Source organism: Fredinandcohnia onubensis (assembly GCF_002734285.1).
In the GTDB taxonomy this organism is placed as follows: Bacteria; Bacillota; Bacilli; order Bacillales; family Bacillaceae_L; genus Ferdinandcohnia; species Ferdinandcohnia onubensis_A.
This window is the reverse complement of the sequence record NZ_NSEA01000021.1, coordinates 131,016-147,325: the sequence shown is the minus strand read 5'-3', so window position 1 is coordinate 147,325 and position 16,310 is coordinate 131,016. Positions and strand designations below refer to the sequence as shown.

Sequence of the window (16,310 nt, the reverse complement as noted above, 5' to 3'; positions counted from 1 at the left end):
TTAGGACTTATGGGACAGCCCCTTTTATCTCCAAGAGAACAATAACATTGGTTTTACCAGGTTCCTATTGCACTAATCTGCATCTTTAGTTTTATAACTTCAACAAAAAGTGCGCTAATCCTTCTTGGATCAACGCACCCTAGAGCGTCCTGTCATTTCGGTAGAATACAGTTCATTATGATAGTTTTTTACACATCACGATATGTAAACCAATAGGTGGATAATCAAAAATATTTCCATGTGGCTCGAACCCCAATTTCTCATAATACTTTTGAACTGTGGTCCTTCCTTTACACCATAGAAAGTCAAAACCATGTTCTTTTATAATATTCTCGGCAAAGCTTACCACTGCTCTTCCAGCTCCTAATTTTCGATATTCCTCAAGTGTAGCCATTTGTCTTAAACGATATTGTCTTTCAATATCGAAATCAGGATTATTTTCTCTAATAAAGGATGCGACACTAATCAATTTCCCTTGAAAAAAAGCACCGACATGAAATGCATCCTTTTCATGGTCTGTATCATATTTAGAGTCCTCAATGCTTTGGTTAGGACGCAAAACCGTATGCCTAAGACTGTATGTCATTTCTGGTTCAATAATTCTTACATCCAGCATGTTTTTCCCCTCTTTCTATAAGAATCAACGGTTTATACTAATGGGGGAACCCTCCTTCCTCTTTCTATAATATTTGAGGAATTAGCTTGATTTTGCAAACCTGCTATATAAACAAACCTGCCCTGTTAGATCAAAAATGAAGTGTATAGTATCATAATTTCATGGAACCCGACATAATTAATCTAGCTGTATAAGGTCAATAAATTTTAATCCATACTAGAGAAAACTTAAGGGTTGGTTCTAATAACATCATTGCAGATCTCATATATGCATATCCAGGTATTAAGTTATTAAGGAAATTAAATTTTTTCAAATTAAAAGTTAGCTCATTTCAATTTTTCTTATTATTAATCACGAATGCATATGTTAATTTTGCATTTCAAAAATTCTTCGAAAAAATTACTTTACATCAACCAAAGGAATAGTTTTGACCTATCTAATAAAGAGTAAGTCTATTTGATATATTTACCAACACTTATCAATGAATTTATTGTTATGATTATTATGGGTGAAGGATACGAAGCCTTTGCCAATTCGCTAGGGAGAAAACATTTTTCTCTCTAGTTTTTTATGTCGTAATTAGGTACCACTTTGACATTAAGCCTATCTTTTCTTATTCAACTAACCTGCCACGTTAGTTGAAGAAGAATCAGAATAAATCTCCCTATCCTAAAAAATCAATATATCGGCCTTGTTTTAATTCTTTAGCTTTCTGGTAGACATGCCATGCTCCTACTAAATCTTGAAAAGCTAACCCCACGCATCCATATACTGTAATTTGGTCGTCATTTGTTCTTCCTAAACTTTGGTCGTTAATAACCTCACCAATTTCAGCATGAATGTTATCCTCTGTTAATCCTACTCCACCTATAGCTCCCATTTGCACAGCTAAATCTTTATCATCACAAATAAATTTGGACTTCTCGATTAACTCTGCGCTAACTTCACATTTACCCGGCTCATCCGGACCGAGAGTCGTAATATGAACACCTTTTTTAACCATGCTAGAAAACACAAAAGCCTCTCTCGCCCATGTAGCAGTTATAATAATATCCGCTTCGTTTGTTGCTTCTTCAACACTATTACAGACAGTTATCGGAATCTTTAACTCCTCAGTAATATTTTCCGCGAAAGCACATGCCTTCTCAAATGATGTGTCATAAACAAATACTCTAGTGATTTCTCTAAAATAGGTAAGAGAGCGAAGTTGAAGTGTGCCTTGAACCCCTGCGCCAATAATTGCTACATGTTCAGCACCCCTTCGTGCTAATATGTGAGTACCAATAGCACCTGATAAGCCTGTTCGAATAGCAGTAATATAGGTAGAGTCCATTATCGCTAATAAATGTCCAGTTTCTAGATCATGTAGGTTTATTACACCTTTAATAGAAGGAGATTGAGTTGGAAATTTCGCATGATCTTTTACTGTATATGCTGGAATATTTGAGATGAGCCCAGGGAACAAGAGCATTACACTGGTGTTATCTTGAGGAAGGATGGAACGAGCCCTTTGCGCTGGGATCTTACGATTTAACGAATATGAAACAAATGCTTTTTTAAGTTCTGGGTAAAGCTCTAAAGGTTCCAATAAGTTCAGTATTTCTGAACGAGTTAGTAATAATGTTTTCATTATAAAGAATTCTCCTTTATTTAAGAGGTGGTGATTAGTAAACTTAATAATTACTGATACATTCGCTCACATTTCTTTAAAAACCTCTAAAAAATTGAAAAACTCTTAACTCTGTATTATCTTTCTTAATCAACAAACCCGCTCCTTTAGTTCAATACAAAACGTTACTACTCCAAAATCATTGTTTAAAAAAATCAAAATCCTAGCGATATTTTTAATATCACTAGGATGAAGGACTAATTAATTATAAACTTTCAATTTTTTCTATATCTTCTGCAGATAATACGAAATCGAAAAGATCTATATTAGATGCTTGATTTTCACGGTTGTGAGATTTAGGAATAACGATCACACCGCGTTGAATTTGGTATTTTAATAAGACTTGTGCGCCAGATTTTTTATAGGATTTACCGATTTCATCCAAAACTTCTTTTTGATGGGGTTCGGTTTTCATAGGTCCCCATGCAACAGGGGTAATGCCCTCGTCTTTTAATACGGCAAGGAGATCTTTGTTAGGTTCTTTTAAGTTAACTTGTATTTGATTAACAGCTGGCTTTACTTTAGCAAATTCTTTCAATTCATCTAGATGATTTTTTCCAAAGTTTGAAACGCCGATTGCTTTTAGTTTGCCCGCTTCGTAATATTCTTCAAAGACTTCCCAAGTGTTTTTAAGTTGGACTTTGTCTTCGATAGGGAAGTGAATAAGAAGAAGGTCGAGATAGTCTGTTTGGAAGTTTTTTAGACTGTTATCGATAGCTGCTCGAGTAGCTTCCTTTGAAGAAATATATTCTTCGTTGCCTGGAACTTTTGTCGTAATGAATAACTCTTCTCGAGGCACTGTGCTTTCTGCTAAAACTCTTCCGACAAGTTCTTCGTTTCGATAAATGATGGCTGCGTCTATTGAACGGTACCCCAACTCAAGTGCTGATACTAGTTCAGGAATTTCATTTGTTAACTCCCCGTTATACTCTTTATTTTCTTTTCCATAAGTATTTGTACCTGTACCTATAATTGGCATTTTTAACCCATTATTAAGTGTTATGTATTCCATAATTTTAAGCACTCCCTCTGTATACGCTAATTACTTTACTAACAAAGTACATTATAACAAAATTATAGAATTTTCAAAAACTAGAATAATAAAAGGAATTAATCCTATTTAGATCAACGCACCGTTAAGTTAAACAAGAAACATACCTTTATTTGAAAATCTGATTTATTTCATTTCTGTCGTATTCTAATACCCAATCGTTGTATTTCTTATTAGTATCTCTTATAGTTTCGGGTGATTACATAGTTTTCTTGTAAAAAGGACTACCTTAGTTTTTTACCCATTATCACATAGGGCTGTTTAGAATTGCCTGGATAAAAAGGTTCTTTTAGAACCTTCCATTGCAATGAATCGTATAGTGAACGTGCGGAATTATTATTAATTTGAGTTGTTAATATTGTGGTGCTATTGTCAACGCCTTCTACTAGCTTTGTAATTAACAATTTACCAAGACCCTGTTTTCTATAGGATGGATGGACGGCTAACTCAACAAATTCAAAACAATCTTGTAACCATTCATGATATTCTTCAGAATTAAATTCCTTTGCAAGTAATTCGTGATAAAACTGTCCAGGTAATGAAGTATAACCATAAGCGAAACCTATTACTCTATCTTCTTTAGACAGGATTGCAAACCCTCTAAACCCCTTATATGAGCTATGTTTTAAAATCCGTTCTTTAATTGAATCATCCTCACTATTCCATATTTCTTTATAGAGATCTGATACTTTTTGTATTACTTCGTTACTTGCTAATTCTATTACCTTAACCATCTTTTCTTCTCCTATATTCATTAATTTACTACAAAAAACACCGAAATTAGATCGGTGTTTTATATATGTATTCTTGTTTAACTAACGAACCCGTTTCTTTACGTATAAGTGCTTCAATTTGGAAAGAATTTAGCATTTGAAAACCGGTTGAACATATTCTTATTTATATTTGCCAAAACAACCGCCATACAGTTGATATATGAAGGTCTTCCTCATTTTCTTTAGTAGTTTTTATCCCTTTCGAGTAAATCTATGATTTTATCAAGTTTCTTTTCTATCTCAACTGATTGATTCCTTTTTATAGAAGACTTGATAAGTATTTTCCGGATAAAAAGCGTGAAAGAAACTACGAATAAGACTACAAGAATAATAACTATACCCAAAAAGAATAGCGAAGCTACATTAAAACCTTCCATATATCTCAATGCCCACTTTCCATTTTTTTATAATTTTAACATATTCTTGTTAGTCCTAAAACCTCCATATCCTAAAACAATAAACTTTACGAAAACAAACTTACTATAAAGCCCTCTTAACTTGATAAATTAACTGAAAAAAATTTAGGCAATTCTTGTTCGCGCTTATCGAGGATAATTTGTTCTGGCTTTATGTCCTGCTCACGCAGTACTTCTATGTTCTGGACAACGAAATCTTCGCTACCAACAACATAGAAAAGTCCATTTTTATCTGAAGCAAGATTTTGCACTGCTTCATAATAGTCTTTACGGTTATCGACGAAGTGTGCCGTGAAGTTCTTTTCAGGTACTGATTTAAAAATATTGGTAAATAGGAATTCTTTTGATGAATCGATGTTCAAGGAATGGATTTGATTAACGTTGGAAGCACGTTCGAAATATTCAAGAACAAGCGGTCTAAAAGTTGCTAGGCCGACACCTGATGAAAGCAGGTAAATATTTTTATCTTCCCTTTTCAGTGGTACATTCGAATGTGTTTTAAATAGTGCAACTTCATTGCCAACTTCAAGAGTTCTTAAAATCGATTTAAACTCAGAACACTGCTCTCTGATGCGTGTTGTGATACCGATTGCATTTTCGTACGGTAAAGTAGAGATAGACATATGACGAACCAGACTCTTATTTGGTTTATCTCCAGCGTTGAAACCTTTCAGTGCAAAGTGAGTGTGGGAACCTTCCTCCCAAGTAAAGTCTTCCGGACGGTCCAGTAGGTACGTTTTGACCTCAGGCGTTTCCTCAATAATCTTATTTATTTTAGTCCAGTATATTTGCATTATATAATCTCCTTCTCGATGAATATGTATCGTTCCTACCAACTATACAATAAGTGATAATAATTCTCAATTAAAAAGTTTGATAATTTTAATGAAATATACTGTTTCTATTTATATTATAAGGCTTTGTATTCCTTTATTCTTTGCATCACCCTATTGAAGCTTTCAGAGGTAACTACTTATTATGTCGTTTGTTAACTTCAATCTTAATGAACTCCGGTAAATAGCTTGGAGTACATCCTTTTGCTACTTTTTCATCTTTGTAAAGACCCGTTTTCTCACCAAGTTTAATACAACGCGCACGATTTTTTTCATCATATACGCCTATCCAACCTGCCGTGAAATTCATAGCCCATTGAACTTCCGGTTCTTCATGCGTAATATTAGCCTCTAATGCAGATAGCAAGTATTCGGTATTATCAGGCGGTGTTTGTCCAGTCCATCTCAATCGCCCTTGATAATACCAGAAAGCTCTCCTTTGAAGCGCAGAAGGACTATTTTCCCATGACTCCATCATTGCAATTTTCTTTTTGTCCTTTGTGAGCTGATTAGCCATTAACCAATCCATTAAGTTATTTCGCTCTTTAAAAGTGTGAATCTGCATATCCTTATCAAGATTATTTAGCACATCTAGCGAAAGAAGTTTTTTGTCCATAATTAAGATTGCTAATAGTCTGGGCAAGAACTCTTCAGTTGACCATAGTTCCATAGCTAGTTCATGATCCTTTTTAATGTCCTTCGCGATTTTTCGTAAGTCGCCAAGCATAGTTTTACTATTGATCTGAGATAGAATGTTTTCTGCTTTTGAAGAGCGTTTTATTTCTGTACCTTTATTTTCATTCATTTTATACAACTCCTTTATTAAAGCACTGGTTCATAATATAACTTGAAGAATTCAATTTCGTTATAAGTAATTGTTCACAAACTTATTAATTAAATAGTTACAGCTATTTTTTTTCAATCGCCATACGCAAGTTCGAGATAACTCCAATAAGCAATACTAACGAACAAACCATTTTTTCAAAAGGTGTTCCAAACAATTGTTGTATAAATCCAAAAGACCAAAGTACAACAAAAAACCAACATATAACGGTTATTCCTCTTTTGTATTTATATAGTTTAATTCTACAAACAATCAACGTAAAAACTACTCCAATAATAGAAATAACGATATTTATAACAGATATTGGTAGCTGTTCAGCGAATGATTCAGACCTTCCACCATTAACCCATATGAATGGAATACTTTTGCTTATAATAAGAATGTGGATTAAGATAGTCAAAGAGTAAAAAACAATTCCCATAAATACAGCAGTTTTCATATTAATTTTCCTGAGTTTTTCTAAAATAAAAACACCTCATTTTTCTTCCTGTTTCGGGCCCGATTGAGGATCTACCTTTTGCTTGCTTCTAGTCTTCAGTCTCGTAATTTTCCATTTCATACTCAATGAGTGTAATTGCCTCTTCTGTCAACTCGTCATTGTTACTTTTTAGACCTTCTAGGAATAGCTGAACATTATTGGCTGTCAAAAGTTTCTCTTGAATGTTTTCCTCGTTTCTTCTTTCCATTACATACCTTGTAATTTCTTCTCCGCACTCTTCTAGCAAATATACATATTCATAATCTGGATCGCCTATCCTCATATCACCAAAATCGATGATTCCTGTGAGTTCCTCCTTCTTACTATCAAACATTAGATGGTCTAGTGATAAATCTGAATGAAGCAGCTTAGGTGTATATACGAAGTTATTTTTATTTTCTATGTAGGATGTAAATCTAGAGGAAATATAATCTTGCAATTCTTTATTAATTATTGGAAAGCACTTTTCCTGAACTTCTCGAAAGGTTTCTAGATATTCTTGATAAAAGTTTATTTCATGTACAGTAAGCTCCCTTGCCCTCTTAACATTGAAGGAACTAATTTGGTCGATAAATTCAGCAATCTGATCACAGATCCTAGTCTTTATTTCCATTGATAACGAATGAAACTGCCGCTCATTCATTGGCTCTCCTTGCACTAGTAGGTAGCCGACAAAAGGATATCCATTATTTTGTTTTCCACAATAAATAAATTCAGGTATGTTTAGGGTAATCTGTTTGTTTAAGAATGGCAGCATCTTTATTTCCTTCTCTGTATCAATGGCTCCAGCTTCTTCCTTTGGAAAACGAAAAACCATCTTATCATTTATTAAAAATGCCTTGCTCCGAAATCCTTCCCCAAGTTCCAAAATGTGATTGATTTGTACATTCCCAAAATTTCTGGAAATGGTATCTTTAACCCATTCAAACTCCACATTTTTACTTTTACTATCCATCATTTACCCCCTTTTAGAATGGTTCATCTAGTAAAAAAACAAAAACGAAAGAAAAGAGCATAACTAAGTGATTGAAATGATCCACCAATAGTTGATAAGCTTTCTCTACATTGGTCATAGGTTCTTTAAATGTAATCATTGGTTTTTCACAACGACCCGCTCCGATTGTTCTACGTTTAAGGACGAAGTTATGGTCTCGTAATCTTTATCTGTTTTTTCTCCATATGGATTTCAAGGTGATGTAATTGATCATAAAACCCACCTTTTGCAGTAGTTGCAACTGTTTTCGCTACAAGTTTTCCATTTTCATACACATAAATCATATCGGCTTCACTTTAATTACATCACGGTTTCCCCTATTGCTAAAACCTTCAATTGCTCCTTCGGCAGTTGGCGTTTTTCCCATTCTCGTAGTAATCGGTCTAAGGCTTCGGGCCCTGTATCATCTGCCAATCGATAAGCACCATAGTGCATGGGAACAAACTGCTTCGCTTCTAGTTCGATAAATGCCTTCACACTATCTTCAGGTGAAATATGCGAGTCTGCCATAAACCATTCCGGTTCATATGCGCCAATTGGCATAAAAACGATATCAATCATAAAACGTGCAGCTATTTCCTTAAAACCGGAGAAATAGCCTGTATCGCCGACAAAGTAAAACGTTTCACCGGTCGTTTGAAATATCCATCCACCCCAATGGGACGTATTCATATCGTTAAGCGACCTTCTTGTCCAGTGCTGAGCTGGGACAAAATGTATATTGATCCCTTTGTATTCTAGTGATTCCCACCAACTCATTTCTCTTACATGTTGATACCCTTTTTTGATAAAAAGAGATTTCAACCCAATGGGAACAAAATAGGTCGGATTTCCTTTTAGTTTTTTCAACGTTGGAAAGTCTAGATGGTCATAATGACCATGTGATATAACCACAACATCAATTTCCGGCAAATCTTCCAACGGAATTCCAGGATCAGTTAACCGCTTCTCAAAACCCATTCGTTTCGCCCATACCGGATCAGTAAGAATATTAAGACCACCAAGCTGAAACAAAAAGGTAGAATGACCAATCCAAGTATAAGAAGTTTGACTTCTATTTCCCTTCACTTCTTGGATCCTTTTTTCTGTACATTGCGGTATATTTACACTTAAATCCTTCACTTTCCTTCGTCTTTCCTTCTGCCACTTACGCATATCCCGAAACGATTTCTTATTAGTCACATCATTCAAATTTCGATACCTTGTCTTCATACACTCACCTGTGGGACAGAGGGACAGGTCCCTTGTCCCAGCCTTTCTATATTGGATTTCAGGAGATAAATCCTTCCAATAAACTTTAACCAATTTTGCCTCACCCATAGTTACCTACACCATTGATTCTCATTCTACGATGGCAATTATTAACAATTTTTGATTATAAAACAACATTAATATTATTTTCTTATTAACAGAAAGTTATGGTATCTAGAATCTAATCCCAATTAATTATTGTTCTTCCGTTTTTCGTTCATTACCCCTTTTGAAATTTCCAGTGATTTTCGCCATTATTAATTGTGCTTCGGTCGTATTCTCTGCAACACTAATTCTCTTTAGAAATTTCTCTGCTTGTGTTCCTCTTAAAATTTTTACCTGTCTACCATGATAATGCAAAAAGACTGTATTATCTTTTGTCACTCGAAAATTAAAAGGTTCGTCACCTAAACGATTTCTTTTATCGATAAGCCATCACCCCTGCCTAGTAATTTGTAACACTATGATAATTTCTTCATTTTAATTCTTTTCCGGACCTGCTTGTTAGGTAATATACTTCAACAAAAATGTGCGTAATCCTTCTTGGATCATCACACCGTTAGTTTTAAAATCGTTATAGAGTAACTTATTTAGTTATTATGATGAGCCTCTTAGGAGTAATGAAAAATTATTATAAGCTTTTAATACCTCATCATTTAATGGATGATAAAATGCTTGTTCTTTTAACGGTAAAACACCTTCATACTCCAACTTCTCTACATAGTCATTAAATTCACTATCTATTGCCGAAAGGTACTTTCTTAGACTAAATTGATAATAGCTAATTATCCGACTTTTTCGGAGTCAAATCCAATATTTGGGACCTGACCCCGTGTGCCCAAGCCATAGCTTTTCAAACAAGGTCCAGTCTTTTAAAACCTTCATTTCCTCCACTCCTTTAATGATTATTAATTAACAAATTGTTAATTACAAAAAAGAAAAAAATTTAATATTTGGCATTATAGATGGATACATATGGATCAAAATCATTAAATTGATATAGCTGCGCTTTATTTTTCGACCAACGATTCGTTTTTTTATTAGTAAATTTTCTTTTCGTAAAAATACCTTACTTATAATTACTATTTTGTTAGGACCATTACAGTCTGTGTCCTTCAAAGATGATTTTCTCATATACTAATAGTGGTTCTTTACGATGGTTAAATAAATCAAGTTGAGAGTGAAAAGAAGTGTAATAAAGTGTTATTTAAAAAATATAAAACAAGTATATCATTTATTTCGGCAATCAAATTTAGAACCGTTTTATTTTTCCTTCAGAATATTTAAGAATAGGCCCGATAAAATAATTTTAAATCATTCTATCGGGCCTATATTCAAGAACACCATTATCTTTAACATTATCACTTTCCTAATAACTTTGTTTATTCATTTTTAAAATGAAAAATGTTATTACAATTGTTAAGAGTAATATAGTTAAACTGATAGGTCTTGTAAAAAATATAGTTACATCCATATCGTTAGCTAATAGTGCCCTTCTAAAATTAGTTTCCACAATTGGACCTAATACTAAGCCTATAACGAGGGGTGGTATAGGAAATCCAAATTTGTACATAAAATATCCTATGATTCCTAGAATCATCAAAATTTGAATATCAAATAAAGAGTGATTATAAGCATAGCCGCCAGCAACCATTACAACCATTAAGACTGGCATTAAGATTTCAGTCCGTATCTTTAAGATTAATGGAAATAATTTAGAACCAAATAATCCAACTACTAACATAAGAATATTTGAGATTACCAAAATAGCAAGGATATTGGTAAATAAATCATAGTTTTCTACAATGAAGCTTGGCCCTGGTTGAATGCCCTGAATGATAAGTGCACCAATAAGAATAGCTGTAACAGTATCTCCTGGGATACCTAATGTTAATAATGGAATTAAAGCACCACCTGTTACTGCATTATTTGAACTTTCTACCGATATGACCCCACCAACATTCCCTTTACCATATGTCTCAGGTTTTTTTGATGATCTTTTCGCTTCGTTATATGCGATAAAAGAAGCAACACCTGGTCCTGTTCCCGGCAAGGCACCAATAAGTATTCCAATTAACACACTTTTGAATAAAACCCATTTATGTTCTAACATTTCCTTTAGTAACATAAAAGTATTTTTTGTTTTTTGGAGTGCGATGGTGCTCTCTTCCTTGTTATTGTGCTCAAGTCTTATAAATACCTCGGTGACTGCAAATAAACCAACAAGTGCTGGAATAATAGCTATTCCACTTAATAATGGAACGATATCAAAAGTAAGTCTTGGGGTTCCAAGGATTGGATCAATACCTATAGTACTCAAAAATACCCCGATTGATCCGGCAGCAATCCCCTTTGTGAAATTTTCCCCAGATACAGCACCAATTGATACGAGGGCCAACACACCTAGCGAAAAATATTCTGGGGACGCAATGTTTATAGCAATCTTTGAAATGTAACTAGCTAAGAAATATAGCGCAATTGCAGAGATAATTCCCCCTATAAATGAGCTTAATATTGAAAAACCCAGAGCATCTCCTGCTCTACCTTGTTTTGCCATCGGATAACCGTCAAAGACAGTTGCTGCATTCCCCGGAGCTCCGGGAGTGTTTACTAAGATCGCGGGTATACTACCCGACCAAAAGCCACTAGTATAAATTCCAAGTAAAAAAGCCATAGATTGTGTAAAATCCATTGAAAAAGTTAGTGGTAAAAATAATGCAATCCCAGTAGTTGCTGTAAGACCAGGAATAGCTCCAAATACTGTTCCTACCAATACTCCTGCGATAATCCACAACAAATTTTCGGGACTTAGAAGAGTTGCAAAGGCGTTAACAACTTCCGCCATATATACGTTTCATTCCTTTCCAAAATACTTTATAACATCTGTCAGTTCAAGTTCAAATTATGGTAAGTAAACATTAAGTAATTTCTCAAAGATCAGATAGACACCCACTGTTGTCACAACCGTAATGCTTATCAATTGGATAGGTTTTCGATTTCCGGCTATTAAAAGCAAAGTAAATAAAAATAAAATAGTAGTTATTATGAAACCAAGGAAATCCAAGATATATACATATACCAATCCTAAAATAATTAATAATGTAACACGATTCCAATTAAATTCAGGCATCTTTAATTGCCTTCTTTTTATAAATCCTTGAATTATTAATTTAATGCTACAAATACACAAGATTCCCATCAATATCATTGGAAATAAAATTGTCTCAAATGGAAGGTTTGAATAAAGATTCATATAGAATATGAAACATAAAGAAAAAAATAGTAGAATAAATCCAGGTAGGTTATAGCTATTCATCTTTCTCACCACCAAACTATTAATTTAGTTCTGACATATGCCAAAATCTTATCGACTAAAATCTTGGCATATGTATTAAAACTAAAGTAAGCCTCTTATTTTTTTAGTAAATCTAATTCCTTTAAAACGTTATATGCAATATCATACTGGCGCTTAAGCTCCTTCGAATAATCATCGGAACCTAAATACTGTGGAGTTAACCCAGCTTTTTTCCAAACAGTTTGAACCTCGGGATCGTTGTATACTTTATTTAAATTTCCTTCTATTTTTTGAATAATTTCTTCCGGAGTACCCTTTGGGGCAAAGACTCCAAATCCAGAAGTAAATACCAGGTCTTCATATCCCATTTCTTTAAATGTAGGTGTATCCTTAATTACTTCCAATCTTTCAGGTGAAGATGTTCCTAAAAGAGTTAAATTTTTTCCAACCATTTCACTTTCAACACCCATCCACAAATCTACTTCTCCATTTAAAAGTGCATTATAAGCAGGTGAGGACCCATCGTAAGGAATGAGTTCGAGTTCGGTTCCAGTTATATTCATGAATTCATTTAAAACAATACTCTGAGTTGAAGAAGCACCAGGAGTAGAAACTTTTACTTCACCAGGATGCTCTTTTGCATAAGATATTAGTTCTTCTAATGTTTGATATGGAGATTCCGGTGTAGTCGCTAAAACAAGTGATACCGCTGTGAGTTGTGCAATCGGAATTAAATCATCTAATGAATAACCTGTCTCAGTAGTTAAAGGCGTGGTAACCACTGTACTAAGAGATCCACCGTTTAAAAGTGTATATCCATCCGCTTTCGCCCTTGCAACCTCTCCTGTACCAATTGAACCTCCTGCTCCTTCCTTGCTAATTAAAACTACTGAGGTACCTAGTAATTCACTTAACTTTTCGATAGTAGGCCTGGCAGTGTTATCACCTGATCCGCCAGGTGCCCATGGTAAAATCATTGTTATGTCTTTCTCTGGATAGCTTCCACTAGAATTATTTGAACTTTCCTGATTTGATGTGCTTGAGTTTCCACATCCAGTTAACACAAATAAAATAAAAGGAATTATTAGTAAAGAAACAAGTTTCAATTTATTTGTTAATTGCAAAATAATTACCCCCAATAATATTTTTATAAAACAATTAAACTAGTCGCCTTTTTTAAAAGAATACTTACTTCAATAAAACTTGGTAATTAACAAACATGTATACTAAATATCTATCACCTCGCTTTCTTATCTAGATTTTTGCAATTTATATACTTATCTGAATTCAGCAAATCCTGTAATATATAAGCTATATAAAAAATTTGTACTAATTTAACTACACATGTTGTTGTTTCAGATTCCATCACAGTGTTTTATCTTATGACACTATGATTCAAGTTCTTTTATTTCTCAACTTAGGGTGAATCGCTGAGTATTTAATAATAGTCATTTCTTAGTTAGGAAATTTAAGTAAAAACTAATTGAATAACTTCCTCTCTAATGGCCTTTGCCATCCCTGATCCTTCTATCTTCGAAACACCTCAAGAACCATCTGTGCCACAAATGCACTTCTTATGCTAATATGATCTGTATTAATATACTCTTTTCCAGGTTGATGAACAAAATCCCCACTCATTCCAAGACCGTCAAGTGTTGGACAACCTACTGATGCAGTAAAGTTTCCGTCACTTCCACCTCTTGTAACATAACCATGCATGTTTAAACCGAACTTACTTCCAACCTCTTTAGCCAGTTCATAGAGAGCTCTATGATTTAGTTCATTTTCATCAAAAGGTGGTTTTTCAATTCCACCAGTTGTAGTAATTTTAACTTCAGGATTAAATGGCTTAAGATTTTTAAACAACCTATCATATTCTATAGCCATTTCTGATGAGGCAAATCTTGCATCAATCGTCAGTTCACCGTCACCAGGTACTGTAGGCCATCCTGCATTCCCACTCTTCAAACAAGTACACGCTACCGTCAAACCTTTATTGATGTCTGTTAGACCTTCCAAATAAACAGCCTGCTTTGCAAGCTCCAGTAAACCGCTCTTAGCATTTTCCGGCTCCTGACCAGAATGTGCAGGTTTTCCCTGTGCAAAAAACGTATAGTTCCCTCTTCCAAAGCGGCCTATTTTTAAACCACCTACATAGTCACCTCTCGTACTTTCCATAACAAAAGCGGCCTTACTCTTTTTAGCTTGCTTTTTATAATGCATGTTTGATGAATAGCTTCCAGCTTCTTCATCAGAGCTTAAGAAAAATACAATCTTTTTATTTTCAGGTAGTAGCTTAAGCTCCTTAAGGGCTTTCGAAACCATATATACCTGGATATTTCCGCCCTTCATATCGAGGACACCTGGTCCCCATATCTTTGTACCTTCTTGTTTCCATAAGTCACCAAAAGACCCTTTTGGATAAACGGTATCATAATGTCCAACAAATAAAATTTGCTCTTCACCTTCCCCAAACTCAAGAAGCAAATGATCGCCATAACGTTTGTCATTGCTAGGGACAACGGTGCAAGAAAAGCCTATTTCAGAAAATATCTTTTCAAAATAGTTCCTACATTTTTTAAGGTCTTCCTTGTCTCCCTCAGTCGGACTTTCCAAAAGTACTGCTTCTTTTAACAACGTTAGAAAATGCTCAGTGTGTTTTTCCATGTAATCCGAAAGTATTTTTTCCGCTGTCAACAAATTCTCCCCTTCCTTTCAGAGTAAAACATTTATTATATTCGTTTCAAAATCATAATCGAAGTGGACATATGTAATATTTAAAGTAAATGATCATCCTGTGTTACCTCAATTTTTCCACATTTTGACTCATTAGAAAAAGCGATGCTCCGTTTTTTTCCAGTAGAATAGCTGTTGCCCTGCAAATTCCGCTTCCAGCTCCAGTTATGACTGCCACTTCCCTTAATGCTTGGTAAGATCACCATATTTTCTTTTTCCATTCCACTAACCATCCCCTGGAATATTCCTGTTTCTATCTCGTTCGTTATACTTTGGGACTTAGACTTAATTGAAGCATTTTTGAAATAATTGCATCTCCCATTTCAATTGTTGTATTTGTACCCTTCAAATCTGGTGTTCTTACATTCCCTTCAAGTAAGACTTCTTCAATGGCCTCAAGGATTAACTTACCAACATTAGGAATTTCAAGATGGTCCATCATGAGGCTAACACTCCAAATTGTAGCAATTGGATTCGCAATTCCTTTGCCTGCAATATCAGGGGCAGAACCATGAATCGGTTCAAACATAGAAGGATAGGTTCGTTCCGGATTGATGTTCCCAGATGGAGCCATTCCTAATCCTCCAACAATAGCCGCACCCAAATCTGTAAGAATATCACCAAATAAATTACTTCCGACGACAACATCTAACATCTCTGGTCTAGAAATAAATTGTGCTGCCAGTGCATCAACATGATAAAATTCTGTTTTTACCTCAGGATAACTGCTACCTATTTCTCTCACAACCTCATCCCAAAAAGGCATGGTGTAGTTCATCGCATTAGATTTTGTTGCAACTGAAAGATTTTTCCTTACTCTTTTATCCGCCAACGAATAAGCATAGTTTAATATTCTTTCAGTACCATATCTTGTAAATATATTATTTTGCATAGCCATTTCGAAAGGAGTTCCCTCATGGAGACGTCCACCAATATTTGAATATTCTCCTTCCGAATTTTCCCTAACTACGATAAAGTCGAGATCGTCATGATTTTTATATCGAAGCGGGCTTTCCAACCCTTTTAAGAGTTTTATTGGTCGCAAGTTTACATACTGATGAAAGTTTCGCCGAATAGGCAGAATTAATTCCCATACGGAAATGTGATCAGGTACAGATTTTGCTCCAACAGCACCAAAAAGAATTACATCAAAATCCTTTAGGATATCTAATCCGTTTTCTGGCATCATTCTTCCTTGTTGGAGATAATAATCACATCCCCAATCAAATGATTTAAAAGAAAAATTGATTCCGCCATGAATTTCCTCTACTTTTTTTAAGACTTTAACTGCTTCATTAACGACTTCTGGTCCAATTCCGTCACCAGGAATCAATGCAATAGAATAGTGTTGCAA

The 16,310-nt window shown here is 34.6% G+C and carries 18 protein-coding genes; all 18 read right to left on the bottom strand.

The window, feature by feature from the left end:
• Positions 1-175: 175 nt before the first annotated feature.
• The 18 genes from CKJ95_RS19760 to CKJ95_RS19670 all read right to left on the bottom strand — a co-directional run bounded on the left by CKJ95_RS19760 (position 176) and on the right by CKJ95_RS19670 (position 16,310).
• On the bottom strand, positions 176-616 hold the full coding sequence (locus CKJ95_RS19760) for a GNAT family N-acetyltransferase (protein ID WP_099355159.1): 441 nt from the start codon (positions 614-616) through the stop codon (positions 176-178).
• Between the two features lie 664 nt (positions 617-1,280).
• A complete protein-coding gene (locus tag CKJ95_RS19755) occupies positions 1,281-2,246 on the bottom strand; it encodes an ornithine cyclodeaminase family protein (RefSeq protein ID WP_099355158.1) in 966 nt (321 codons plus the stop codon).
• A gap of 244 nt (positions 2,247-2,490) precedes the next feature.
• Positions 2,491-3,297, bottom strand: coding sequence for an aldo/keto reductase (locus CKJ95_RS19750; RefSeq protein ID WP_099355157.1), 807 nt, complete (start codon positions 3,295-3,297; stop codon positions 2,491-2,493).
• A 263-nt stretch (positions 3,298-3,560) separates the two neighbouring features.
• Positions 3,561-4,070, bottom strand: coding sequence for a GNAT family N-acetyltransferase (locus CKJ95_RS19740; protein ID WP_099355156.1), 510 nt, complete (start codon positions 4,068-4,070; stop codon positions 3,561-3,563).
• A 221-nt stretch (positions 4,071-4,291) separates the two neighbouring features.
• Positions 4,292-4,486: a DUF4083 family protein gene (locus CKJ95_RS19735; RefSeq protein ID WP_099355155.1), complete on the bottom strand. Its 195-nt coding sequence runs from the start codon at positions 4,484-4,486 to the stop codon at positions 4,292-4,294.
• Between the two features lie 116 nt (positions 4,487-4,602).
• Complete coding sequence (locus CKJ95_RS19730; protein ID WP_099355154.1) at positions 4,603-5,319, bottom strand: dihydropteridine reductase; 717 nt, start codon at positions 5,317-5,319, stop codon at positions 4,603-4,605.
• A gap of 175 nt (positions 5,320-5,494) precedes the next feature.
• Positions 5,495-6,163, bottom strand: coding sequence for a DNA alkylation repair protein (locus tag CKJ95_RS19725; protein WP_099355153.1), 669 nt, complete (start codon positions 6,161-6,163; stop codon positions 5,495-5,497).
• Positions 6,164-6,266: 103 nt separating this feature from the next.
• Positions 6,267-6,641 (bottom strand): hypothetical protein, encoded by a 375-nt coding sequence (locus CKJ95_RS19720; RefSeq protein WP_099355152.1) that lies wholly within the window; start codon positions 6,639-6,641, stop codon positions 6,267-6,269.
• 88 nt (positions 6,642-6,729) lie between these two features.
• Positions 6,730-7,635, bottom strand: a complete 906-nt coding sequence (locus CKJ95_RS19715; protein WP_099355151.1) for an aminoglycoside phosphotransferase family protein — start codon at positions 7,633-7,635, stop codon at positions 6,730-6,732.
• 188 nt (positions 7,636-7,823) lie between these two features.
• Positions 7,824-7,958, bottom strand: a complete 135-nt coding sequence (locus tag CKJ95_RS23945; protein WP_257215873.1) for a hypothetical protein — start codon at positions 7,956-7,958, stop codon at positions 7,824-7,826.
• A gap of 16 nt (positions 7,959-7,974) precedes the next feature.
• Entirely contained in the window at positions 7,975-8,886 is a 912-nt protein-coding gene (locus CKJ95_RS19710; protein WP_099355175.1) for an MBL fold metallo-hydrolase, read from the bottom strand.
• 234 nt (positions 8,887-9,120) lie between these two features.
• Positions 9,121-9,354, bottom strand: a complete 234-nt coding sequence (locus CKJ95_RS23940) for a hypothetical protein (protein ID WP_099355150.1) — start codon at positions 9,352-9,354, stop codon at positions 9,121-9,123.
• Positions 9,355-10,294: 940 nt separating this feature from the next.
• Positions 10,295-11,770, bottom strand: a complete 1,476-nt coding sequence (locus tag CKJ95_RS19695; protein ID WP_099355149.1) for a tripartite tricarboxylate transporter permease — start codon at positions 11,768-11,770, stop codon at positions 10,295-10,297.
• A gap of 57 nt (positions 11,771-11,827) precedes the next feature.
• On the bottom strand, positions 11,828-12,241 hold the full coding sequence (locus CKJ95_RS24090; protein ID WP_099355148.1) for a tripartite tricarboxylate transporter TctB family protein: 414 nt from the start codon (positions 12,239-12,241) through the stop codon (positions 11,828-11,830).
• Between the two features lie 95 nt (positions 12,242-12,336).
• Positions 12,337-13,344 (bottom strand): tripartite tricarboxylate transporter substrate binding protein, encoded by a 1,008-nt coding sequence (locus CKJ95_RS19685; RefSeq protein ID WP_099355147.1) that lies wholly within the window; start codon positions 13,342-13,344, stop codon positions 12,337-12,339.
• 403 nt (positions 13,345-13,747) lie between these two features.
• Positions 13,748-14,917: a M20/M25/M40 family metallo-hydrolase gene (locus tag CKJ95_RS19680; protein WP_099355146.1), complete on the bottom strand. Its 1,170-nt coding sequence runs from the start codon at positions 14,915-14,917 to the stop codon at positions 13,748-13,750.
• Between the two features lie 80 nt (positions 14,918-14,997).
• On the bottom strand, positions 14,998-15,177 hold the full coding sequence (locus CKJ95_RS24120; protein WP_099355145.1) for a hypothetical protein: 180 nt from the start codon (positions 15,175-15,177) through the stop codon (positions 14,998-15,000).
• 44 nt (positions 15,178-15,221) lie between these two features.
• Positions 15,222-16,310, bottom strand: a complete 1,089-nt coding sequence (locus CKJ95_RS19670) for a tartrate dehydrogenase (protein ID WP_099355144.1) — start codon at positions 16,308-16,310, stop codon at positions 15,222-15,224.